This is a genomic window from Citrobacter sp. Ce129 (genome assembly GCF_030334545.1).
GTDB lineage: Bacteria > Pseudomonadota > Gammaproteobacteria > Enterobacterales > Enterobacteriaceae > Citrobacter > Citrobacter europaeus.
In genome coordinates this window covers 42,403-64,074 of sequence record NZ_JAOWDS010000071.1, presented here as the reverse complement: position 1 = coordinate 64,074, position 21,672 = coordinate 42,403, and the positions used below count along the sequence as shown (strand labels likewise).

Here is a 21,672-nt window from a genome sequence, read left to right as displayed (position 1 = left end):
CGGCGCACGATGCGCCGTACAAAATAAAAAAGCCGGCACGCATAGCGTACCGGCTTTATCAGTGTGCTAATTAATCAAAACGTAGCTGAGGCATAACTTCTTTCACCTGCGCCAGGTAATCGGTGCGATCCGAGCCGGTCAGACCTTCTGTGCGCGGCAGTTTCGCCGTCAGAGGGTTAACAGCCTGCTGGTTGATCCAAACTTCATAATGCAAATGCGGACCCGTTGAACGACCGGTATTGCCTGACAGCGCGATACGATCGCCACGTTTCACTTTTTGTCCTGGTTTGACCAGCAGCTTACGCAGGTGCATATAACGCGTGGTGTAGGTGCGACCATGACGTACCGCAACATAGTATCCGGCTGCACCGCTGCGCTTCGCTACCACTACTTCGCCATCCCCCACCGACAACACCGGCGTGCCTTGTGGCATCGCAAAGTCGACACCTTTGTGCGGTGCAACGCGTCCGGTCACCGGGTTCAGGCGACGCGGATTAAAGTTTGAGGAGATGCGGAACTGCTTCGCCGTCGGGAAACGCATAAAGCCTTTCGCCAGCCCGGTACCGTTACGGTCATAGAACTTACCGTCTTCAGCACGGATGGCGTAATAGTCTTTGCCCTCAGAGCGCAAACGTACGCCCAGCAGTTGGCTTTGCTCACGCTTGCCGTCCAGCATTTCGCGAGACATCAGCACCGAGAACTCATCGCCCTTTTTCAGTTTGCGGAAATCCATCTGCCACTGCATGGCCTTAATCACCGCGCTGATTTCAGAGCTGGTGAGTCCGGCTTCTTTGGCGCTGGCGACGAAGCTTCCGCCCACGGTGCCTTTGATTCGGCTGTTAACCCAATCTCCCTGCTGCATTTCGCTGCTCATCTTGAAACCCGTCGCGGTGCGATCGTAAGTACGGGTTTCTCGGCGAGACACTTCCCAGGTCAGGCGCTGCAGGTCACCTTCCGCGCTTAACGTCCAGGAAAGTTGCTGACCAATTTTCAGGTTACGCAGTTCCTTATCGGAAGCAGCGAGCTGGCTGATATCGCCCATATCGATGCCGTACTGATTCAGGATACTGCTCAGCGTATCGCCCGTGGAGACGACATATTCATGCACGCCAGCCTCACCAGACGTTTTGTCATCCAGTTCATCCTGTGGGATAGCTTCGTCTTCCTGAGCGGCCTGATCGATAGGTTCGCTGGCCTCTGGCAACAGTGAACGAATCTCGCTTTTTTCCAGCTCGATAGTTTTAACGATAGGTGCGGAATCGGGATGGTAAACATAAGGCCGCCAGACGGCGACGGCCAATGTCAGTACGGTAAGCGACCCCAGCATAACGCGATGGGGTCGCGGCAGATTATTAAATGCCAGAGCGACAGAGCGGGCTATCTGTTGCACGTATTCACTTCCTCATTAATCTCCTTTCAGGCAGCTCGCATACTGGTTGGCTAATTGGTTTAAAAACGCTGAATAGCTTGTTTTACCCAGTTTGATATTCGTACCGAGCGGATCCAACGTTCCCATTCGAACGGATGTCCCTCTCGCGACGGCTTCAACGACCGCTGGCCTGAACTGTGGCTCAGCAAAAACGCAGGTTGCTTTTTGCTCAACCAACTGTGTTCTTATTTCATGTAAACGCTGCGCACCAGGTTGAATCTCAGGGTTCACGGTAAAGTGACCAAGCGGTGTTAGTCCGTAGTGTTTCTCGTAGTAGCCATAGGCGTCATGAAAAACGAAATAACCTTTTCCCTTGAGCGGTGCGAGCTCGTTACCTACCTGCTTATCGGTTGCGGCTAATTGTGCCTCAAAATCCTTCAGGTTGGCGTCAAGTTTGGCTCGACTTTGCGGCATAAGTTCCACTAATTTTTCATGGATTGCAACCGCTGAGGCCCGCGCTATCTCTGGGGAAAGCCAAAGATGCATGTTGTAATCGCCGTGATGGTGATGCTCGTCACTTTTTTCACTGCCAGCATCATTGTGTCCATGATCGTCGTCGTCGTCATCCGCACCTTTCATGAGTAACGGTTTCACGTCATTGAGCTGCGCAATCGTTACCTGTTTCGCGTTAGGAATATTCTTGACTGATTTTTCCATAAACGCTTCCATCTCAGGTCCGATCCAAACGACTAAGTCCGCGCCCTGTAAGCGTTTTACGTCTGAAGGACGCAATGAGTAATCGTGTTCGGAAGCCCCGTCGGGCAGCAGAACCTGGGTGTCAGTGACCCCGTCTGCAATGGCTGAAGCGATAAACCCCAGCGGCTTAAGAGATGCGACGACAGCGGCATTTGCTGCCTGTGTTGCACTACCCCAAAGAGCAGCGGATAATGCTGCGAAAAGAAGCGTATTTTTATGTAACATAATGCGACCAATCATCGTAATGAATGTAAGAAATGTGATATTATAACATTCTATAACTTCTGCAAGACTAAAATTGATATGACGACTTTGGTTTCACTGGAAAATGTCTCGGTCTCTTATGGTCAACGCCGCGTCCTCTCTGACGTTTCGCTTGAACTTCGACCCGGTAAAATATTAACGCTACTCGGCCCAAACGGTGCCGGGAAATCTACGCTGGTGCGCGTTGTATTAGGCCTGGTAGCGGCTGATGAGGGAGTTATCAAGCGTAATGGTCAATTGCGGATCGGCTATGTGCCGCAAAAACTGTACCTCGATACTACGCTTCCGCTGACGGTAAGCCGGTTTATGCGTTTACGTCCCGGCACCAAAAAAGAGGATATCCTCCCGGCACTGAAACGCGTTCAGGCCGGGCATCTGATGAATGCGCCGATGCAAAAACTCTCCGGCGGAGAAACGCAACGCGTGCTGTTGGCCCGTGCTTTATTGAATAGACCTCAGCTACTGGTACTTGATGAGCCAACCCAGGGTGTGGATGTCAATGGGCAGGTTGCACTGTACGATCTTATCGACCAGTTGCGACGTGAACTGGATTGCGCCGTACTGATGGTTTCCCATGACCTGCATCTGGTGATGGCAAAAACCGATGAAGTACTGTGTCTGAACCATCATATTTGTTGTTCTGGTGCGCCGGAAGTGGTTTCCATGCACCCGGAATTCATCTCAATGTTCGGGCAACGCGGTGCCGAACAACTCGGAATTTACCGTCATAATCATAATCACCGCCACGATTTACAGGGTCGTATCGTCTTACGCCGGGGAAATGGTCACTCATGATTGAATTGTTATTACCCGGTTGGTTAGCCGGGATCATGCTGGCCTGTGCCGCTGGCCCACTCGGCTCGTTTGTGGTCTGGCGTCGAATGTCTTACTTCGGTGATACGCTGGCTCACGCTTCGCTGCTGGGCGTCGCCTTCGGCCTGCTGTTGGATGTAAACCCCTTCTATGCGGTCATCGCCGTCACTTTGTTGCTGGCTGGCGGTCTGGTATGGCTGGAGAAGCGCCCTCACCTCGCGATCGATACCTTACTGGGCATTATGGCCCACAGTGCGCTGTCATTGGGGTTGGTTGTCGTTAGCCTGATGTCTAACATCCGTGTGGATCTGATGGCCTACCTGTTTGGTGATTTGCTTGCCGTGACGCCAGAAGATCTTATCTCTATCGCCATTGGCGTGGTTATCGTTCTGGCGATTTTGTTCTGGCAGTGGCGCAACCTGCTGTCGATGACCATCAGCCCGGATCTGGCATTTGTCGATGGCGTGAAACTGCAACGCGTCAAGCTACTGCTGATGCTGGTTACGGCGTTAACTATTGGCGTGGCGATGAAGTTTGTCGGGGCGCTGATCATCACCTCGCTGCTTATCATCCCCGCGGCGACCGCCCGCCGCTTTGCCCGTACGCCGGAGCAGATGGCAGGGGTTGCCGTTGGTGTGGGAATGATAGCGGTTACAGGCGGACTGACCTTCTCGGCCTTCTATGACACCCCGGCAGGTCCTTCCGTGGTGCTGTGTGCTGCGCTGTTGTTTATCTTCAGCATGATGAAAAAGCAGGCAAGTTAAACGTGGGTTGCCCGGTGGCGCTGCGCTTACCGGGCCTACAAACCTGATGAGCGTAGCGACATCAGGCACTAAGGCATCTCTGGCGGCGTAATGCCAAAATGGTTCCATGCGCGCACCGTTGCCATTCTTCCGCGCGGCGTACGCTGCAAAAAACCTTGCTGAATCAGATACGGCTCCAGCACGTCCTCAATGGTTTCACGCTCTTCCCCAATCGCCGCCGCCAGGTTATCCAGGCCAACCGGTCCGCCGAAGAATTTATCGATAACCGCCAGTAGTAGCTTACGGTCCATATAATCGAATCCTTCCGCATCCACATTGAGCATATCCAGTGCCTGAGCGGCGATGTCTGCTGAAATTGTGCCGTCATGCTTCACTTCGGCGAAATCGCGTACCCGGCGTAACAAACGGTTGGCAATACGCGGCGTACCGCGGGCCCGACGCGCCACTTCCAGCGCGCCTTCATCGCTCATTTCCAGCCCCATATAGCGTGCGCTGCGCCCAACAATATGCTGCAGGTCAGCCACCTGATAGAACTCCAGGCGCTGCACAATACCGAAGCGGTCACGCAGCGGAGAGGTTAACGACCCGGCACGCGTGGTCGCCCCAATGAGCGTAAACGGTGGCAGATCGATCTTGATCGAACGTGCAGCCGGTCCTTCGCCAATCATGATATCCAGCTGATAATCCTCCATCGCCGGATACAGCACCTCTTCCACCACCGGTGACAGGCGATGGATTTCATCGATAAACAGCACATCGTGGGGTTCAAGGTTGGTCAGCATTGCCGCCAGATCGCCCGCTTTTTCCAGTACCGGACCGGAAGTGGTACGCAGATTAACGCCCATTTCATTGGCCACAATATTGGCAAGCGTGGTTTTACCCAGACCTGGAGGACCGAAAATCAGCAGGTGATCGAGAGCGTCACCGCGCAGCTTCGCCGCCTGGATAAAAATCTCCATCTGCGAACGTACCTGAGGCTGGCCAATATACTCTTCCAGTAATTTAGGACGGATCGCACGATCCACCAAATCTTCAGGGGTAGTGCTGACAGCCGAAATCAGGCGATCTGCTTCAATCATCCTTTACCTCACAATGCCGCGCGAAGCGCTTCACGAATCAGGGTTTCACTGCTGGCATCAGGGCGGGCAATCTTGCTCACCATGCGGCTGGCTTCCTGTGGTTTATAGCCCAACGCCACCAGCGCAGCAACCGCTTCCTGCTCGGCGTCGTCCGTTGTCGGACTAGCCGGAGAGGTCAGGACCAGATCCGCTGCCGGGGTAAAGAGGTCGCCATGCAGACCTTTAAAGCGGTCTTTCATTTCAACAATCAAACGTTCTGCGGTTTTCTTACCAATGCCCGGTAATTTCACCAGCGCGCCAAGTTCTTCACGCTCAACGGCATTAACGAACTGCTGTGCAGACATACCAGAGAGGATTGCCAGCGCCAGCTTCGGCCCCACGCCGTTGGTTTTAATTAACTCTTTAAACAGCGTACGTTCTTGCTTGTTGTTAAAGCCATACAACAACTGAGCGTCTTCACGCACCACAAAATGGGTGAAGATAATCGCTTCCTGCCCGGCTTCCGGCAGCTCGTAGAAACAGGTCATCGGCATATGCACTTCATAGCCTACCCCGCCCGTCTCCAGAAGAACCAGCGGGGGTTGTTTTTCAAGAATGATGCCTCTGAGTCTGCCTATCACATGACGCTCCTGCGTTAAGGGCTAAAAGGTAATGCGCTATCATAAAAAAAGGCTGGATAGATATCCAGCCTCATTTGTCACTAACGTAACCGACCTCGCGCCAGATTCAGCCTCGACTCGCTCATTTGCATGGCGTTCTGGCTGACGTGACAGTGGGTAATGGCAATCGCCAGCGCATCCGCGGCATCTGCCTGCGGGTTTGCCGGAAGTTTTAGCAGCGTGCGCACCATATGCTGAACCTGGCTTTTTTCCGCGCTACCGATACCCACCACGGTCTGTTTTACCTGGCGGGCCGCGTATTCAAAGACCGGAAGATCCTGATTGGTCGCCGCAACGATTGCCACGCCGCGCGCCTGCCCCAGCTTTAGCGCCGAGTCGGCGTTCTTCGCCATAAAGACCTGCTCAATGGCAAAATAGTCCGGTTGAAACTGGGTGATGATTTCCGTCACGCCCGCATAAATCAACTTCAGACGGGACGGAAGATCGTCGACTTTGGTACGAATACAACCGCTGCCGAGGTAGGTCAGCTGTCTGCCGACCTGACGGATTACGCCATAACCGGTGATGCGCGACCCCGGGTCAATGCCGAGAATAATAGACATCACGCACCTCCAGTCAGGTTACGGCACAGCCACCTCATTCTAAGGTCGCTGCCACCTCGTCAGAGATTTCACCGTTGTGGTAAACTTCCTGCACGTCGTCGCAGTCTTCCAGCATATCGATCAGACGCATCAGCTTCGGCGCTGTTTCTGCATCCATATCCGCTTTGGTGGATGGAATCATCGACACTTCAGCCGCGTCCGCTTTCAGACCTGCCGCTTCCAGCGCATCACGCACTTTGCCCATCTCTTCCCACGCGGTGTAAACATCAATCGCGCCGTCGTCGAAGGTCACAACGTCTTCAGCGCCTGCTTCCAGCGCAGCTTCCATGATGGCGTCTTCGTCGCCTTGTTCAAAGGAGATCACGCCTTTTTTGCTGAACAGGTAAGCTACGGAACCGTCAGTACCGAGGTTACCGCCCGTTTTCGTGAATGCGTGACGCACTTCCGCAACGGTACGGTTACGGTTGTCAGACAGACATTCAATCATAACGGCTGTACCGCCAGGACCGTAACCTTCATAGATGATGGTTTCCATGTTGGAATCTTCATCACCGCCCACGCCGCGCGCGATTGCACGGTTCAGGGTGTCACGGGTCATGTTGTTAGCCAGCGCTTTATCAACCGCTGCACGCAGACGCGGGTTAGCATCCGGATCGCCGCCGCCGAGTTTAGCCGCCGTCACCAGCTCACGAATGATTTTGGTGAAAATTTTACCGCGTTTAGCATCCTGCGCTGCTTTACGGTGTCTGGTGTTGGCCCATTTACTATGACCTGCCATAAATAATATCTCCAAAAAGCGCGCCTTTTCAGGCGACGTTAATTACAAACTCTTCAATCGCCTGCCGGTTACTCCACGACTTGGTTAACTGAGCGGCTTCAGCCGCATTAACCCAACGATAGGTCAGATGTTCGGTGAACACGATCTCTCGTTCTGAGGGAAGTGCCAGGCAAAACCAGGATTCAGTATTACGCTCAACTCCCGGCGCATAGCGATGACGTAAATGGCTAAAAATCTCGAACTCCACCGTGCGCTGACAGTCAATTAAGGTCAGTTGCTCAGACGCAACATCAATGGCGACCTCTTCCTTTACTTCGCGCATCGCGGCTTGCGACGCGGTTTCACCCTCTTCAAGGCTGCCGGTGACCGACTGCCAGAAATCAGGATCGTCGCGTCGCTGTAACATCAGCACTCTCCCGGTGTCCTTTGCATAAATCACGACTAACACCGAGACAGGCTGTTTGTATGTCATATCAGTTATTCTCGGCCTTCTTAACAACCTGAATGCTCAGTTCCGCCAGCGCTGCTTCGTTGGCAAAGCTCGGCGCTTCAGTCATCAGACACGCTGCAGCCGTGGTTTTCGGGAAAGCAATAACGTCACGAATGTTGTCAGTACCGGTCAGCAGCATAGTCAGACGATCCAGACCAAACGCCAGGCCCGCATGCGGCGGTGTACCGTATTTTAGCGCATCCAGCAGGAAGCCGAATTTCTCGCGCTGCTCTTGCTCGTTAATGCCCAGAATACCGAATACGGTCTGCTGCATATCACCGTTGTGAATACGCACGGAACCACCGCCCACTTCATAGCCGTTAATGACCATATCGTACGCGTTGGCAACCGCCTCTTCCGGCGCAGCTTTCAGCTCAGCGGCAGTCATATCTTTCGGCGCGGTGAACGGGTGGTGCATTGCGGTCAGACCGCCTTCACCATCGTCTTCAAACATCGGGAAGTCGATAACCCAAAGCGGCGCCCATTTGGCTTCGTCAGTAATGCTCAGGTCTTTACCCAGTTTCAGACGCAGCGCGCCCATCGCGTCGGCAACGACTTTCTTGTTGTCGGCACCGAAGAAAATCATGTCGCCGTCTTGCGCACCGGTACGCGCCAGAATCGCTTCCACGATTTCTGCGTTCAGGAACTTAGCAACCGGGCTGGTGATACCTTCCAGGCCTTTCGCACGCTCGGTGACTTTGATGTAAGCCAGACCTTTCGCGCCGTAAATCTTGATAAAGTTACCGTAATCGTCAATTTGCTTACGGCTCAGTGCAGCACCGCCCGGTACACGCAGGGCAGCCACGCGGCCTTTCGGATCGTTCGCCGGACCAGAGAACACCGCGAACTCAACGCCTTTAACCAGATCGGCAACGTCAACCAGCTCCATCGGGTTACGCAGGTCTGGTTTATCGGAACCGTAACGACGCTCGGCTTCGGCAAAAGTCATGATCGGGAAATCACCCAGATCCACACCTTTAACTTCCAGCCACAGATTGCGTACCAGTGCTTCCATCACTTCACGCACCTGCGGTGCGGTCATGAAGGAAGTCTCAACGTCGATCTGGGTAAATTCAGGCTGACGGTCAGCACGTAAGTCTTCATCACGGAAGCATTTTACGATCTGATAATAGCGGTCAAAACCCGACATCATCAGCAGCTGTTTAAACAGCTGAGGAGACTGCGGCAGCGCGTAAAACTTACCTTTATGTACGCGAGAAGGTACCAGGTAATCGCGTGCGCCTTCCGGCGTCGCTTTGGTCAGCATCGGCGTTTCGATGTCGAGGAAGCCGTGGTCGTCCATAAAACGACGCACCAGGCTGGTAATTTTGGCACGCGTTTTCAGGCGTTGCGCCATTTCAGGACGACGCAGATCCAAATAGCGATACTTCAGGCGCGCTTCTTCGGTGTTGACGTGGTTTGAGTCAAGCGGCAGCGAGTCTGAACGGTTGATGATGGTCAGATCGGAGGCCAGTACTTCAATTTCGCCCGTCGCCATATCGGCGTTGACGTTTTTCGCATCACGCGCACGCACGGTGCCCGTAACCTGGATGCAGAACTCATTACGCAGTTCGGAGGCCAGCTTTAACGCGTCCGCACGGTCCGGATCGAAAAATACCTGCACGATACCTTCGCGGTCGCGCATATCGATAAAGATCAGGCTACCAAGATCACGACGACGGTTGACCCAACCACACAGAGTCACCTGCTGCCCCTCGTGGGACAGACGTAGCTGTCCGCAATATTCTGTACGCATGAGATATCCCTTAACTTTGCCGCAGGCGGATTGTCACCTGTCTCGCAGGTGACGAAGTCGCAGCTTTAGCTGAATGTCACAACTGAATGAAAAAAGGCGGCTATTATACTGGAAATTCTGCCGCACGATAAGAGCCTACTGGGATAGACTCTTAGTCCGGTACTGACTGTACGCCTGTTTCCTGGACGGGCATTGCGTAATCTCACAAAAAATAACAAAAATTGTCGCCCCTTTCACACTGATTCGCGATTAAGGTGTAACGGAAATCTATTTTTTACTGGAGTGACCATGCTGGAACTGAACGCAAAAACAACCGCCCTTGTCGTGATTGACTTACAGGAAGGGATCCTGTCTTTCGCTGGCGGGCCTCATACGGCACACGATGTGGTTACCCGCGCCGCGCAGTTGGCGGAAAAATTCCGTGCCCACGGTTCCCCGGTAGTAATGGTGCGCGTCGGCTGGTCTGACGATTACGCCGAAGCGCTGAAACAACCGGTAGATGCTCAGACTCCGGCAAAAGCGTTGCCCGAAAACTGGTGGGATTACCCGACGGCTCTGGGAAAATGCGCCAGCGATCTCGAAGTCACCAAACGCCAGTGGGGCGCGTTTTACGGTACCGATTTGGAACTACAGCTGCGTCGTCGGGGCATTGATACTATCGTCTTGTGCGGCATATCCACAAACATTGGCGTAGAGTCGACGGCGCGAAATGCGTGGGAGTTGGGTTTTAATCTGATTGTTGCAGAAGACGCCTGTAGCGCCGCCAGCGCCGATCAGCACCGGGGCAGCATGACGCATATTTTCCCGCGTATCGCACGCGTACGCAGCGTGGACGAGATCCTGCAAGCGCTATGATTTATATCGGTTTACCCCAGTGGTCGCATCCTAAATGGGTGCGTCTGGGGATCTCAAACCTTGAAGAGTATGCCCGCCACTTTAACTGTGTGGAGGGCAACACCACGCTGTACGCGCTGCCAAAAGCGGACATTGTTGCCCGCTGGCATGCACAGACCACCGATGCATTTCGATTTTGCTTTAAGTTTCCGGCCACCATTTCGCATCAGGCCGCGCTGCGTAATTGCGATGACCTGGTACAGGAGTTTTTCACGCGCATGTCGCCGCTGGAATCGCGCATTGGACAGTACTGGCTGCAATTACCCGCGACTTTTGGTCCGCGTGACCTGCCTGCCCTGTGGCAGTTTCTCGATGCGCTCCCCAAAGCCTTTACCTACGGTGTGGAAGTTCGCCATCCAGACTTCTTTGCCAAGGGCGAAGCCGAGCTGCTATTTAATCGGGGCTTACACGAGCGTGGCGTAAACCGGGTAATTCTGGACAGCCGCCCGGTGCATGCCGCAATCCCGCATACTGAAGCGATACGTGACGCCCAGCGCAAGAAGCCAAAGGTGCCGGTACATGCAGTAGTGACGGCAAACCATCCGATGGTACGCTTTATCGGCAGCGATGATATGGCACAAAATAGCGAGCTTTTTGCCGTCTGGCTGACCAAGCTGTCGCGATGGCAACACACCACGACGCCGTATCTTTTTTTGCATACGCCGGACATCGCACAGGCCCCGGAGCTTGTAGACACGCTATGGGCAGATTTACGTAACGTCCTGCCAGAGATCGGATCAGCACCGTCTATTCCACAGCAATCTTCTCTTTTCTGAAATTGCCACCTATCATAGACAGTGCCATCTGCCATTTTAAAGGGAGTTTGTATGGTAAGCGCGCTTTATGCCGTATTGGGTGCGTTATTGTTAATAAAGTTCTCCTTTGACGTCGTTCGCCTGCGCATGCAATACCGCGTTGCCTATGGCGACGGAGGTTTTAGCGAACTGCAAAGCGCTATCCGCATTCACGGTAATGCGGTGGAGTATATTCCCGTCGCGTTAGTGCTGCTGTTATTTATGGAAATGAACGGCGCAGAGACGTGGATGGTGCATATTTGCGGGCTGATGTTGATTGCCGGACGACTGATGCATTATTACGGATTTCACCACCGGCTCTTCCGCTGGCGCCGTTCAGGCATGAGCGCAACCTGGTGTTCGCTGTTGCTAATGGTGCTGGCGAATCTTTGGTATATGCCCTGGGAGTTGGTTTTCTCCCTGCATTAGCGCACAATACGCCACTTTATTTTTCCCGGATTTTTACGTTATGTCTCACCGCGACACGCTTTTTTCTGCGCCTATCGCCAGTCTGGGTGACTGGACCTTTGATGAACGGGTAGCTGAAGTCTTCCCGGATATGATCCAGCGTTCCGTTCCTGGTTATTCCAATATCATTTCTATGATTGGTATGCTGGCCGAACGTTTCGTACAACCCAACACGCAGGTCTACGATCTGGGCTGCTCTCTGGGCGCGGCGACGCTCTCGGTGCGTCGCAATATTCATCACGAGAATTGCAAAATTATTGCTGTCGATAACTCTCCGGCGATGGTTGAGCGCTGCCGTCGTCATATTGACGCCTATAAGGCACCGACCCCGGTTGAGGTTGTCGAAGTCGATATCCGCAACATTACTATCGAAAACGCCTCGATGGTGGTGCTGAATTTTACCCTGCAATTCCTTGAGCCACCTGAGCGCCAGGCGTTGTTGGATAAGATTTATCAGGGGCTGAATCCCGGCGGCGCGCTGGTTCTTTCTGAAAAATTCAGTTTCGAAGACGCTAACGTTGGCGAGCTGCTGTTCAACATGCACCACGACTTCAAACGGGCAAATGGCTATAGCGAACTGGAAATCAGCCAGAAGCGCAGCATGCTGGAGAACGTGATGCTGACCGACTCGGTCGAAACGCACAAAGCGCGACTGCATCAGGCTGGTTTCGAGCACAGCGAATTGTGGTTCCAGTGCTTCAACTTTGGTTCTCTGGTGGCGCTGAAAGCTGGGGTAAGCGCATGATCGACTTTGGTAACTTTTATCAGCTGATTGCCAAAAACCATCTCTCCCATTGGCTGGAAACGCTTCCGGCGCAAATCGCTACCTGGCAGCGCGATCAGCACGGCTTGTTTAAGCAGTGGTCAAACGCCGTCGAGTTTCTGCCCGAGCTAACGCCGCATCGCCTGGACTTACTTCATAGCGTTACAGCAGAAAGCAAAGAGCCGCTCAGCGAAGGTCAACTCAAACGTATCGACACTCTGATGCGTAACCTGATGCCATGGCGTAAAGGACCGTACTCGCTGTATGGCGTCAATATTGACACCGAGTGGCGCTCAGACTGGAAGTGGGATCGCGTTCTGCCGCACTTGTCTGACCTCACCGGCCGTACCATTCTTGATGTCGGCTGCGGCAGTGGTTATCACATGTGGCGCATGATTGGCGCGGGGGCGCATCTGGCGGTTGGTATCGATCCTACGCAACTGTTTCTATGCCAGTTTGAGGCGGTGCGTAAACTGCTGGGCAATGACCAGCGCGCTCATCTGCTGCCGCTGGGCATTGAACAGCTTCCAGCGCTCAACGCCTTTGATACCGTATTCTCCATGGGAGTGCTTTATCACCGACGTTCACCGCTGGAACACCTGTGGCAGTTGAAGGATCAACTGGTTAAAGATGGTGAACTGGTGCTGGAAACGCTGGTCGTCGAAGGTGATGAAAATACCGTACTGGTTCCGGGCGACCGCTACGCGCAGATGCGTAATGTCTACTTTATTCCATCTGCGCTGGCGCTAAAAAACTGGCTGGAAAAATGCGGTTTTGTTGATGTGCGTATCGCCGATGTCTGCGTCACCACTACCGAAGAACAGCGCCGCACCGAATGGATGATAACCGAGTCGCTGGCCGACTTCCTCGACCCGAACGACCACAGCAAAACGGTGGAAGGCTACCCCGCCCCATTACGCGCGGTATTGATTGCGCGTAAGCCGTGATGGATTGCCGGATGACCGTTACGTATAGCACCGTTTCTCCAAAATAGTTCAAGTTGCAGCAAGGCGGCCAACGCTGCTGCGGCTTGAAATATGAAGGATAAAAAAAGGCCCCTGTTGAATTGGCAGGGGCCTGGTACGAGCAAGCATCATATTGGGCGACATGATGCAACGGTAAAAATCAGCTGGCCTGATGGTGTGCAATGATTGCTTTCATTTCCGCAACCGCCGCCCCGTCTACCGCATAGCGTGAATATTCATCCGCCTGCGTATCCGAAGACATCGACAACCCCGAATTGCGATAACGCATTGGTGAAGCCAGCCATACTCCGGCAGAACTGTGGACTTCCTGCACTCCAGCATTAAGGAACAGGGACAAATTCGAGGCGCGAACCCCCGCTCCGGCCATAATGATTGGAGCATCCGCCTGCGCAATAAGTTCCATTATTTTTGTTAAACCTTGCGCCGCATCTGATTTTTGCCCGGAAGTCAGCACTCTGGCGATGCCCAAATCAGCTAATTTTTTTAGCGCATTGAGTGGGTTAGCACACATATCAAAGGCACGATGAAAAGTGACTTGCAGTGAACCGGCGGCGATCATTATTTTCTCCATGCGCGGCATATCGACATCGCCATCCGCATTTAAAATGCCAGTTACCAGCCCTGAGAACCCCAGTTCCCGGACCATCGCGATATCATCCAGCATTGCAGCGAATTCACCGTCGGTATAGCAAAAGTCGCCTCCACGCGGTCGTATAATGGGATTGACGGGAATCGAAACATGCTGGCGAACAGAACGCAGGACGCCCAGAGACGGCGTTAAGCCGCCTTCTTTAGGTGCTGCGCAAAGCTCAATGCGATCCGCGCCGTTTTGCTGCGCCGTACGCGCGCACTCCATGCTGTAACAGCAGATTTCCAGTAAAGCCATGCTCACTCCTGACGTTCGCTTGCCACTATGGTTTCAATCGACCACGGATGAAATTTTATCGTTACGCTGCCATCGCTGACCGCCAGCGTCGGATTCGGTAAACGTTCGCGCTCGCCTTTTGGCGAGCTGGTTTTTACAAATATGCCCGGCTGGCTCAGACCGTGATCTGAAAGCAGCGCCAGCGCTCTGGCGTTCAGCGTTTGTGCCTCACCCGGCAGAACAATTTCAATATGTTCCCAGCCTTCATGCGGATAGCGTTTTTCGCCCGGCCACGGCAGTTCAACGATGGAAAATTGCCAATGTTGCACACAAACCGGCTCATACAGCTTAAAAAGACAAATAGGTCTGCCGTTAATCATGTTTTCTGACAGCAATTCACCGCACTGTTCAAAGCCACGACGCCAGCGCTCTGCGGTGGTATTTTGGTGGCAACGCAAGGAAATGTGGTCGGCTTCCAGCCCTGAAATATCCAGCCCAAGACGGGTGGAAAGTTCCGTTAATGCCTGCGTGAAATGCGGTAAATCTGCAGAAATATCCTGTAGTTCTGCAACGGTCTGCCAGTTCGCCATATTAAAAGCTCATATCTATGTTCAAAGCCGCTAATTTACTCTGTTGCGCTGCGCCATCCAACCGCTGTTTTCTTCGAACGTAACATGAAGACTAAAACGTCATTGCATTGACTGAATTTTAGACTGCGCACGCGACTCGCAGTGCTGACGGCAACGGGCATTTGCAGTATACTCCCGCCCTTAATTCTTAAACTGGTGCGGTGAATTTTTCCCCGCTTCATAAATGTAAGGTATTCCGGTGAATATTCAGGCTCTTCTCTCAGAAAAAGTCAGTCAGGCCATGATTGCTGCAGGCGCGCCTGCAGATTGCGAACCACAGGTTCGTCAGTCAGCAAAAGTACAGTTCGGCGACTATCAGGCTAATGGCATGATGGCTGTCGCTAAAAAACTGGGTATGGCGCCGCGACAACTGGCTGAGCAGGTGCTGACTCATCTGGATCTCAACGGGATCGCCAGCAAAGTTGAAATTGCCGGCCCGGGCTTTATCAATATTTTTCTCGATCCGGCATTTCTGGCGCAGCACGTTCAGCAGGCGCTGGCCTCCGATCGTCTGGGCGTCACTCAACCGGCGAAACAAACCGTTGTTGTTGATTATTCCGCACCTAACGTAGCGAAAGAGATGCACGTTGGTCACCTGCGTTCCACCATCATCGGTGATGCTGCGGTGCGTACGCTGGAATTCCTCGGCCACAAGGTTATCCGCGCCAACCACGTCGGCGACTGGGGTACTCAGTTCGGTATGCTTATCGCGTGGCTGGAAAAACAGCAGCAGGAAAATGCCGGAGAGATGGCGCTGGCTGACCTGGAAGGTTTCTACCGTGATGCGAAAAAACATTACGATGAAGATGAAGCCTTCGCAGAACGCGCTCGTAGTTATGTCGTGAAGCTGCAAGGCGGCGATGAATACTTCCGTGAGATGTGGCGCAAACTGGTCGACATTACCATGTCGCAAAACCAGTTAACCTACGATCGCCTCAACGTTACCCTGACCCGTGACGATGTAATGGGCGAAAGCCTGTACAACCCAATGCTGCCTGGCATCGTGGCCGATCTCAAAGCTAAAGGCCTGGCTGTTGAAAGCGAAGGCGCTACCGTCGTATTCCTTGATGAGTATAAAAACAAGGAAGGCGAACCGATGGGCGTAATCATTCAGAAGAAAGATGGCGGCTATCTCTACACCACAACCGACATCGCCTGCGCCAAGTATCGTTATGAAACGCTGCATGCCGATCGCGTACTTTATTACATCGACTCCCGTCAGCATCAGCACTTAATGCAGGCCTGGACCATCGTGCGTAAGGCCGGTTATGTGCCGGACTCCGTACCGCTGGAACACCACATGTTCGGTATGATGCTGGGCAAAGACGGCAAGCCGTTCAAAACCCGCGCGGGCGGCACGGTGAAACTGGCCGATCTGCTGGATGAAGCGCTGGAGCGCGCACGTCGTCTGGTCGCTGAGAAGAATCCGGACATGCCTGCCGACGAGCTGGAAAAACTGGCAAATGCGGTCGGTATCGGCGCGGTGAAATATGCGGACCTGTCCAAAAACCGTACTACCGACTACATCTTCGACTGGGACAACATGCTGGCGTTCGAAGGTAACACCGCACCCTATATGCAGTACGCCTATACCCGCGTACTGTCCGTGTTCCGTAAAGCAGATATCGACGAAAGCGCGCTGGCAAATGCGCAGGTGATTATCAGCGAAGATCGTGAAGCCCAACTGGCTGCGCGTCTGCTGCAGTTTGAAGAAACGCTGACTGTCGTTGCACGTGAAGGTACGCCGCACGTGATGTGTGCTTACCTGTACGACGTTGCCGGTCTGTTCTCCGGCTTCTACGAGCACTGCCCTATCCTCAGTGCCGAAAACGAAGAGATTCGTAACAGCCGACTGAAACTGGCGCAGCTGACGGCGAAAACCCTGAAGCTGGGTCTGGATACGCTGGGTATCGAAACCGTAGAACGTATGTAATCACCTCCAGTACTGTGAAAGCCCGCGCTATGTCGCGGGCTTTTTTTTTCCCGAATGACCGCTATCCAGCCTACGATAAACGGCTACGTGCATTGTAATTTGTTACAACCCACAAGGAATGACACATTTCCGTAGAGATATGGAACATTTTTTGCCTGTCATCCCGTTTAAGCCTCCGTATCATTAGGCGGCAAATTAATCGGGTACGGGTCAATGACATTCAGAGATTTTGAGGCGGAAGAAAAACTCTTCCAACGGCGTGTATTGGTGGCCTTCGGCCTTGTAGTCATCTGTTTTGGCATCCTGATTTACAATCTCTACAACTTACAAATTTGTCAGCACCAGTATTACACCACCCGGTCGAATGCAAACGACATCAAAATGCTGCCCGTCGCCCCAACGCGTGGCATGATTTACGATCGCAACGGCATTCCGCTGGTGCGCAACGTGACCTGGTACGATATTTCCGTTACGCCGTACAAAATCAGCGATATGAACGCGCTGATCAGGCAGCTCACGCCCATCGTTGACCTCACTCCTGATGACATTGACCAGTTTCGCCATGAGCTGAAAGCCAGCAGTCGCTATCGCCCTGTCGTGCTGAAAAATGCGCTGACCGATGTGGAAATCGCCCGTTTCTCGGTTAACCAGTTTCATTTCAGCGGCGTCACTATCAACAGCTATGAAGACCGCCAGTACCCTTATGGCGCCGCGCTGGCGCATGTCCTTGGCTATGTATCAAAAATCAACGATAGCGACCTTAAAGCGCTGGATAAGAAAGGCCTGGCAGAGAATTATGCCGCCGATCACAACATCGGTAAGCAGGGGATCGAGCATTATTACGAAAATGAGCTGCATGGGAAAACCGGTTATCAGGAGGTGGAAGTGGATAACCACGGACGCATCGTACGCCTGATCAAGGATGTGCCGCCCGTTGCCGGAAAAGATATCCATCTGACGCTGGACCTACATTTGCAGCAATACATTGAGAGCCTGTTAGCGGGCCAGCGGGCTGCTGTTTTGGTTGAGGATCCGCACGACGGCTCCGTGCTGGCAATGGTCTCTAATCCCAGCTATGACCCGAACCCGTTTGTCAAAGGCATCAGCTATCAGGACTATAACAAACTGCTGCAGGATAAAGACCTGCCATTGATCAACCGCGTCACCCAGGGGCTGTATCCTCCCGCCTCCACGGTCAAACCGTACATGGCGATGTCAGCTTTACTGGACGGCGTGATCACGCCGCAGACCAGTTTCTTCGGCGCTCCCACCTGGACGCTTCCCGGCACAGAACGACATTACCGCGACTGGAAAAAAACGGGCCACGGTATGCTGGATGTCACCAAAGCGATTGAAGAGTCTGCGGACACGTTCTTTTATCAGGTGGCGTTTATGATGGGGATCGACCGGATTAACAGCATGCTCAGCCAGTTTGGCTATGGCAAACCGACTGGTATCGATCTTGATGAGGAGTATAACGGCCTGCTCCCAAGTCGCGAATGGAAGCAGAAAGTGCATAAAAAATCCTGGTATCAGGGAGATACCATTTCGGTTGGCATCGGTCAGGGCTACTGGATTGCCACGCCTATTCAGATGGTAAAAGCCATGGTCGCGCTGATTAACAATGGCAAAGTTATCGCTCCTCACCTGCTACTTGATGAAGAGAGCGGAAAAACTATTACACCGTATCAGGCTTCCGAAGCACCGTCGCAAATCGCGTCTGCCTCGTCACCTTATTGGGGACTGGTGCGTCAGGCGATGTTCGGCATGGCGAATGAACCAAACGGCACGGGCTATAAGTTCTTTCACACCGCATCTTACGGCATTGCGGCGAAAAGTGGCACATCCCAGGTCTTTAGCCTGAAAGAAAATCAAACCTACGATGCGAAAATGATCCCCGTGCGCCTGCGCGACCATGTGTTCTATACCGCATTTGCACCGTATAAAAACCCGAAAGTCGCCGTAGCGTTAATTCTCGAAAACGGCGGCAGCGATGGCGTCACCGCCGCGCCGGTTATGCGTCAAATCATGGATCATCTGTTTGCGCCGCAGGACAACGCCGAGCAAACAGAGACACCGGAACAATCAGGTCCGATAGCAGCTGCGCCATCGGACGCCGATATCAAAAATACTTACGCAAGTATTCGGTAAGGCACAGCATCGCCATCGCTTGTCCGTAAGGCATGGAGGTCCGTGGGATGTTGCGGTAAAAATCGAGATTGTGACCCATTCCGGTTCCAAACGAGGTGTGCAGCAGTTCACCTTCGGCTGAAATATGTTGCACAATACCTCTGATGGCTTTTTCGGCTACCGACGCATAGTTTTGCCCAACATAGCGTTTACGAACCGCTTTGAGGATCCCATAGGCGAAGCCGGCGGTTGCCGACGCTTCCAGATACGACTGTGGGTCGTCCAGCAAGGTATGCCACAATCCGCTTTCATCCTGGCACTTCGCCAGCGCGGCGATTTGCGCATTCAGAACCTGTACCAGATAGCGATGCACTGCATTATTCTGTGGCAAATCAAGCAATTCGAGGAAATCCGGAATGACGATAGTTAACCAGCTGTTGCCGCGCGCCCAGCGAGCGTTGGCGAAGTTATGTTGTCCTTCATAGCTCCAGCCGTGGAACCACAGCCCCGTTTCTTTATCCATTAGGTTTTGCACGTGCAGCAGGAACTGATAGGTTGCTTCTTCAATATAGTCGGGACGATTAAGCAACTTGCCAATTTTCGCCAGCGGTAAAACCGTCATCATCAATGTGTCATCCCACATCTGCTGATGATTCTCTTCCGCCAGCGTAATGTGCTGCATACCGCCATAGTCTGTACGCGGCATCTCATGCATTGCCCACTCTGCCCAACTGTCGAGCCACGGAAGGTACGCTGGATTACGCGTCTCTTCATAGCGATACGCCAGCGTTAAAAACGGCGCCATGGTGTTAACGTTTTTGGTGGTTGCGCCTTCGGCAAAACGATCGGCAAACCAACTGTCGATGATATCGCGCATCGTTTCATCGCCGGTTTGCTGATAATACTGATACATACCATACAATCCGACGCCGTGCGTCCACTCCCATCCTGCCCAGCCTTTGGTATCAATCACGCGTCCGTCGTCCAGACGCAGTAAGAACTCACCGGTTTCGTCATGAATATTGACCAGGTTATGCGTCACCTTTTTGATCAACGCTTTTAATTCATCCCTGGCAATAAAATGTTCTGGTTGGCGCAACAATGGGCTATGTTTAACCGGGTAAACAATCATTTACTTAACCTCTGTCAATGTCGAATTCAATGCGGCGCCTTTTTCCAGTTTGGGTGCCGCTGGTTTATTACGATTCAGGTAACCAATATTGTTGTTACCCCAAAGTGATTCATATGGCATGCCGGACAGCATCTCTACGGTGGCGCGTCCCTCAGCGGAAAGTCCTTCCAGCACAGGCCGCCCGGACTCACGCATTTTTGCGGTCTCTTCACGCAGGGTGCTGTGCGTGTGCAGGTTCAGTTTGAAGCGCAGGGAAACCAGGAAACCCAGCGCCAGAACAATTAACGTTCCGCAGCTCAGAATTAACAGGATGGTATGGCTAACCGCCGCGGGCTGTGCGCTCTGGCCGGAGACAAAACCGGACAACTGCATGACGATCCCCACCAGCATCACCGCGCCCGCCTGCGACGCTTTGCGCGTTAACGTCATAATCCCGGCGAAGATCCCTTCCCGACGCTGACCGGTAATCACTTCGTCAACGTCCGCAATATAGGTGTAGGTATTCCAGGGAACGTAATTGATCCCCCCACGCCCCAGACCCGCCACGGCAGATACCAGCAGTAGCAGAGAATAAACATCGCTGAGTCCGGCGTAATACAGCCCCGCATAGGAGAGTGAACTGAGGCCAAACAGGACGACCACCATGCGATAAGACGGCGCAGGTCCGAAACGAATGCACAATGGGATCATGGCGATAACAGCAATGAACTGGAAGATAGCCATCGTACCCAGCAGGTTGGATGCCATTGATGCTTCCTGCATCAGCACAAACACCACATAGTAAGTAAAGACGGCGTTAAAGACGTCCTGAGCAATATAGCCGCCAAGATACATTCCTAAATGCTGGCGAAATATACGGATGCGTAGAGTTGAACTCAGTTCAACAAACAAGCGGTTCATACTCTGGCTAAAGGTCAGGCTTTTCTTCTCTTCTTCGGCTCGCAGGGCGGCTTCAGTCCACTCTTCTCGCGGTCGCTCCCAGGTAAAAAACCAGACGAACGTCAGCATCAGCGCGCACAGCACAGAGAACACCAGACTGGCGTAGAAGAAAGACACCGGGTTATCTTTGCCAAATAGCGTCAGCAGAACGCCGGGTAAGAATGAGGCCAGAATGGCTGACATTTGCGCCATCGAAATACGCGCGCCGGAGAATTTGGTTTTCTGTTTAAAGTCATCGGTCATTTCGGGTACCAGCGTTTCGTAAGGCACCAGAATCATGGTGTAGACCACGTCAAAAATCAGATAGGTGAGCAGGTAATACCAGAATCCCATGTCGCCGACCCACATCAGCGAGTAGCTAAAGACACAGGGAATCCCCAACAGAATAAAAAACTTACGCCGCCCAAAGCGTTTGCCAAGCCAGGTTGAGCCAAAGTTATCGGTCAAAAAACCCATTAATGGGCTAACGACGGCATCCAGCACCCTGGCTGTGGCAAAAATAAAGGTCGCTTCGATAGGCGTCAGACCACAGAACGTGGTGTAGAAATAGAGTAACCACGCCGCAGTTAACGCCGTGGTGCCTGCGCCTAGAAAATCTCCCGAACCGTAGGCAAAATAGTTAACCAGTCCGATTTTACGTGTCTTCATTGCCGTTACCCCTGCACATTATTAGGAGGCCCCGCAATCCTCGCTTTGACATTGGGCATCCTTACCGGGTCACAGTAAAAGCTAACAGGAAGTGAAACCTTTCTATTTCTGCCAAGGGGGTTCGCAAACTGGCAACAGCACAAAGAGTCCGGCAACGTATGTCACCTATTTTATAAAACAGCGTTTCTATTTAATCAAAG

The 21,672-nt window shown here is 52.9% G+C and carries 21 protein-coding genes; 9 read left to right on the top strand and 12 right to left on the bottom strand.

Features of this window, described 5'->3' with window-relative positions:
* Positions 1–70 precede the first annotated feature (70 nt).
* Together mepM and znuA are read right to left on the bottom strand one after the other, a co-directional pair.
* Positions 71–1,390, bottom strand: a complete 1,320-nt coding sequence (mepM, locus tag OGV77_RS18805; RefSeq protein WP_003833825.1) for a murein DD-endopeptidase MepM — start codon at positions 1,388–1,390, stop codon at positions 71–73.
* Between the two features lie 15 nt (positions 1,391–1,405).
* Complete coding sequence (gene znuA / locus OGV77_RS18800; RefSeq protein WP_043017940.1) at positions 1,406–2,350, bottom strand: zinc ABC transporter substrate-binding protein ZnuA; 945 nt, start codon at positions 2,348–2,350, stop codon at positions 1,406–1,408.
* A gap of 78 nt (positions 2,351–2,428) precedes the next feature.
* Here znuA and znuC point away from each other — a divergent pair, with 78 nt between their 5' ends.
* Positions 2,429–3,184, top strand: coding sequence for a zinc ABC transporter ATP-binding protein ZnuC (znuC, locus tag OGV77_RS18795; RefSeq protein WP_047410527.1), 756 nt, complete (start codon positions 2,429–2,431; stop codon positions 3,182–3,184).
* Entirely contained in the window at positions 3,181–3,966 is a 786-nt protein-coding gene (gene znuB, locus OGV77_RS18790) for a zinc ABC transporter permease subunit ZnuB (RefSeq protein WP_003034874.1), read from the top strand. Before znuC ends, znuB begins: the two co-directional genes overlap by 4 nt.
* A gap of 68 nt (positions 3,967–4,034) precedes the next feature.
* Here the strand turns inward: znuB and ruvB are convergent, their stop codons facing one another.
* The 6 genes from ruvB to aspS form a co-directional block, all read right to left on the bottom strand.
* Entirely contained in the window at positions 4,035–5,045 is a 1,011-nt protein-coding gene (ruvB, locus tag OGV77_RS18785; RefSeq protein WP_043016726.1) for a Holliday junction branch migration DNA helicase RuvB, read from the bottom strand.
* Between the two features lie 8 nt (positions 5,046–5,053).
* A complete protein-coding gene (ruvA, locus tag OGV77_RS18780) occupies positions 5,054–5,665 on the bottom strand; it encodes a Holliday junction branch migration protein RuvA (protein WP_043016727.1) in 612 nt (203 codons plus the stop codon).
* Between the two features lie 80 nt (positions 5,666–5,745).
* Complete coding sequence (gene ruvC, locus OGV77_RS18775) at positions 5,746–6,267, bottom strand: crossover junction endodeoxyribonuclease RuvC (RefSeq protein WP_003034867.1); 522 nt, start codon at positions 6,265–6,267, stop codon at positions 5,746–5,748.
* Between the two features lie 34 nt (positions 6,268–6,301).
* Positions 6,302–7,045: a YebC/PmpR family DNA-binding transcriptional regulator gene (locus tag OGV77_RS18770; protein ID WP_003833836.1), complete on the bottom strand. Its 744-nt coding sequence runs from the start codon at positions 7,043–7,045 to the stop codon at positions 6,302–6,304.
* 28 nt (positions 7,046–7,073) lie between these two features.
* A complete protein-coding gene (gene nudB / locus OGV77_RS18765; RefSeq protein ID WP_043016728.1) occupies positions 7,074–7,517 on the bottom strand; it encodes a dihydroneopterin triphosphate diphosphatase in 444 nt (147 codons plus the stop codon).
* Between the two features lies 1 nt (position 7,518).
* Positions 7,519–9,291 (bottom strand): aspartate--tRNA ligase, encoded by a 1,773-nt coding sequence (gene aspS / locus OGV77_RS18760; protein WP_043016729.1) that lies wholly within the window; start codon positions 9,289–9,291, stop codon positions 7,519–7,521.
* A gap of 288 nt (positions 9,292–9,579) precedes the next feature.
* Between aspS and OGV77_RS18755 the strand changes: the two genes are divergently transcribed.
* Genes OGV77_RS18755 through cmoB form a run of 5 tightly spaced genes read left to right on the top strand, consistent with a single transcriptional unit; the run spans position 9,580 to position 13,157 of the window.
* Positions 9,580–10,146, top strand: a complete 567-nt coding sequence (locus OGV77_RS18755; protein ID WP_043016730.1) for a hydrolase — start codon at positions 9,580–9,582, stop codon at positions 10,144–10,146.
* On the top strand, positions 10,143–10,961 hold the full coding sequence (locus OGV77_RS18750; protein WP_075146014.1) for a DUF72 domain-containing protein: 819 nt from the start codon (positions 10,143–10,145) through the stop codon (positions 10,959–10,961). Before OGV77_RS18755 ends, OGV77_RS18750 begins: the two co-directional genes overlap by 4 nt.
* A gap of 51 nt (positions 10,962–11,012) precedes the next feature.
* Positions 11,013–11,408 (top strand): MAPEG family protein, encoded by a 396-nt coding sequence (locus OGV77_RS18745; RefSeq protein WP_003833847.1) that lies wholly within the window; start codon positions 11,013–11,015, stop codon positions 11,406–11,408.
* A gap of 40 nt (positions 11,409–11,448) precedes the next feature.
* Positions 11,449–12,192, top strand: a complete 744-nt coding sequence (cmoA, locus tag OGV77_RS18740) for a carboxy-S-adenosyl-L-methionine synthase CmoA (RefSeq protein ID WP_087051721.1) — start codon at positions 11,449–11,451, stop codon at positions 12,190–12,192.
* Positions 12,189–13,157: a tRNA 5-methoxyuridine(34)/uridine 5-oxyacetic acid(34) synthase CmoB gene (gene cmoB / locus OGV77_RS18735; protein ID WP_043016733.1), complete on the top strand. Its 969-nt coding sequence runs from the start codon at positions 12,189–12,191 to the stop codon at positions 13,155–13,157. The genes cmoA and cmoB overlap by 4 nt, the downstream gene beginning before the upstream one ends.
* 178 nt (positions 13,158–13,335) lie before the next feature.
* Here the strand turns inward: cmoB and cutC are convergent, their stop codons facing one another.
* The gene (gene cutC, locus OGV77_RS18730) at positions 13,336–14,082 is read right to left on the bottom strand and encodes a copper homeostasis protein CutC (RefSeq protein WP_043016734.1); all 747 of its coding nucleotides are present in this window, start codon (positions 14,080–14,082) and stop codon (positions 13,336–13,338) included.
* Positions 14,083–14,084: 2 nt separating this feature from the next.
* A complete protein-coding gene (locus OGV77_RS18725) occupies positions 14,085–14,651 on the bottom strand; it encodes a VOC family protein (protein WP_043016735.1) in 567 nt (188 codons plus the stop codon).
* A gap of 238 nt (positions 14,652–14,889) precedes the next feature.
* Here OGV77_RS18725 and argS point away from each other — a divergent pair, with 238 nt between their 5' ends.
* Together argS and mrdA2 are read left to right on the top strand one after the other, a co-directional pair.
* Positions 14,890–16,623, top strand: coding sequence for an arginine--tRNA ligase (gene argS, locus OGV77_RS18720; protein ID WP_043016736.1), 1,734 nt, complete (start codon positions 14,890–14,892; stop codon positions 16,621–16,623).
* Between the two features lie 213 nt (positions 16,624–16,836).
* On the top strand, positions 16,837–18,774 hold the full coding sequence (gene mrdA2 / locus OGV77_RS18715) for a peptidoglycan DD-transpeptidase MrdA2 (RefSeq protein WP_087051723.1): 1,938 nt from the start codon (positions 16,837–16,839) through the stop codon (positions 18,772–18,774).
* On the opposite strand, the gene bglB is transcribed toward mrdA2, so the two are convergent.
* On the bottom strand, positions 18,746–19,885 hold the full coding sequence (gene bglB, locus OGV77_RS18710) for a beta-galactosidase BglB (protein WP_080625007.1): 1,140 nt from the start codon (positions 19,883–19,885) through the stop codon (positions 18,746–18,748). The genes mrdA2 and bglB overlap by 29 nt on opposite strands.
* Positions 19,886–21,472 (bottom strand): MFS transporter, encoded by a 1,587-nt coding sequence (locus OGV77_RS18705; RefSeq protein WP_286502954.1) that lies wholly within the window; start codon positions 21,470–21,472, stop codon positions 19,886–19,888.
* Between the last annotated feature and the right edge of the window lie 200 nt (positions 21,473–21,672).

Coding starts and splice junctions, on each gene's coding strand:
- znuB (WP_003034874.1), top strand. CDS start 3,181: ATGATTGAATTGTTATTACCCGGTTGGTTAGCCGGGATCATGCTGGCC.
- znuC (WP_047410527.1), top strand. CDS start 2,429: ATGACGACTTTGGTTTCACTGGAAAATGTCTCGGTCTCTTATGGTCAA.
- cmoA (WP_087051721.1), top strand. CDS start 11,449: ATGTCTCACCGCGACACGCTTTTTTCTGCGCCTATCGCCAGTCTGGGT.
- OGV77_RS18725 (WP_043016735.1), bottom strand. CDS start 14,651: ATGGCGAACTGGCAGACCGTTGCAGAACTACAGGATATTTCTGCAGAT.
- OGV77_RS18750 (WP_075146014.1), top strand. CDS start 10,143: ATGATTTATATCGGTTTACCCCAGTGGTCGCATCCTAAATGGGTGCGT.
- ruvC (WP_003034867.1), bottom strand. CDS start 6,267: ATGTCTATTATTCTCGGCATTGACCCGGGGTCGCGCATCACCGGTTAT.
- OGV77_RS18705 (WP_286502954.1), bottom strand. CDS start 21,472: ATGAAGACACGTAAAATCGGACTGGTTAACTATTTTGCCTACGGTTCG.
- mrdA2 (WP_087051723.1), top strand. CDS start 16,837: ATGACATTCAGAGATTTTGAGGCGGAAGAAAAACTCTTCCAACGGCGT.
- OGV77_RS18755 (WP_043016730.1), top strand. CDS start 9,580: ATGCTGGAACTGAACGCAAAAACAACCGCCCTTGTCGTGATTGACTTA.
- aspS (WP_043016729.1), bottom strand. CDS start 9,291: ATGCGTACAGAATATTGCGGACAGCTACGTCTGTCCCACGAGGGGCAG.
- cutC (WP_043016734.1), bottom strand. CDS start 14,082: ATGGCTTTACTGGAAATCTGCTGTTACAGCATGGAGTGCGCGCGTACG.
- cmoB (WP_043016733.1), top strand. CDS start 12,189: ATGATCGACTTTGGTAACTTTTATCAGCTGATTGCCAAAAACCATCTC.
- nudB (WP_043016728.1), bottom strand. CDS start 7,517: ATGACATACAAACAGCCTGTCTCGGTGTTAGTCGTGATTTATGCAAAG.
- OGV77_RS18770 (WP_003833836.1), bottom strand. CDS start 7,045: ATGGCAGGTCATAGTAAATGGGCCAACACCAGACACCGTAAAGCAGCG.
- ruvB (WP_043016726.1), bottom strand. CDS start 5,045: ATGATTGAAGCAGATCGCCTGATTTCGGCTGTCAGCACTACCCCTGAA.
- znuA (WP_043017940.1), bottom strand. CDS start 2,350: ATGTTACATAAAAATACGCTTCTTTTCGCAGCATTATCCGCTGCTCTT.
- bglB (WP_080625007.1), bottom strand. CDS start 19,885: ATGATTGTTTACCCGGTTAAACATAGCCCATTGTTGCGCCAACCAGAA.
- OGV77_RS18745 (WP_003833847.1), top strand. CDS start 11,013: ATGGTAAGCGCGCTTTATGCCGTATTGGGTGCGTTATTGTTAATAAAG.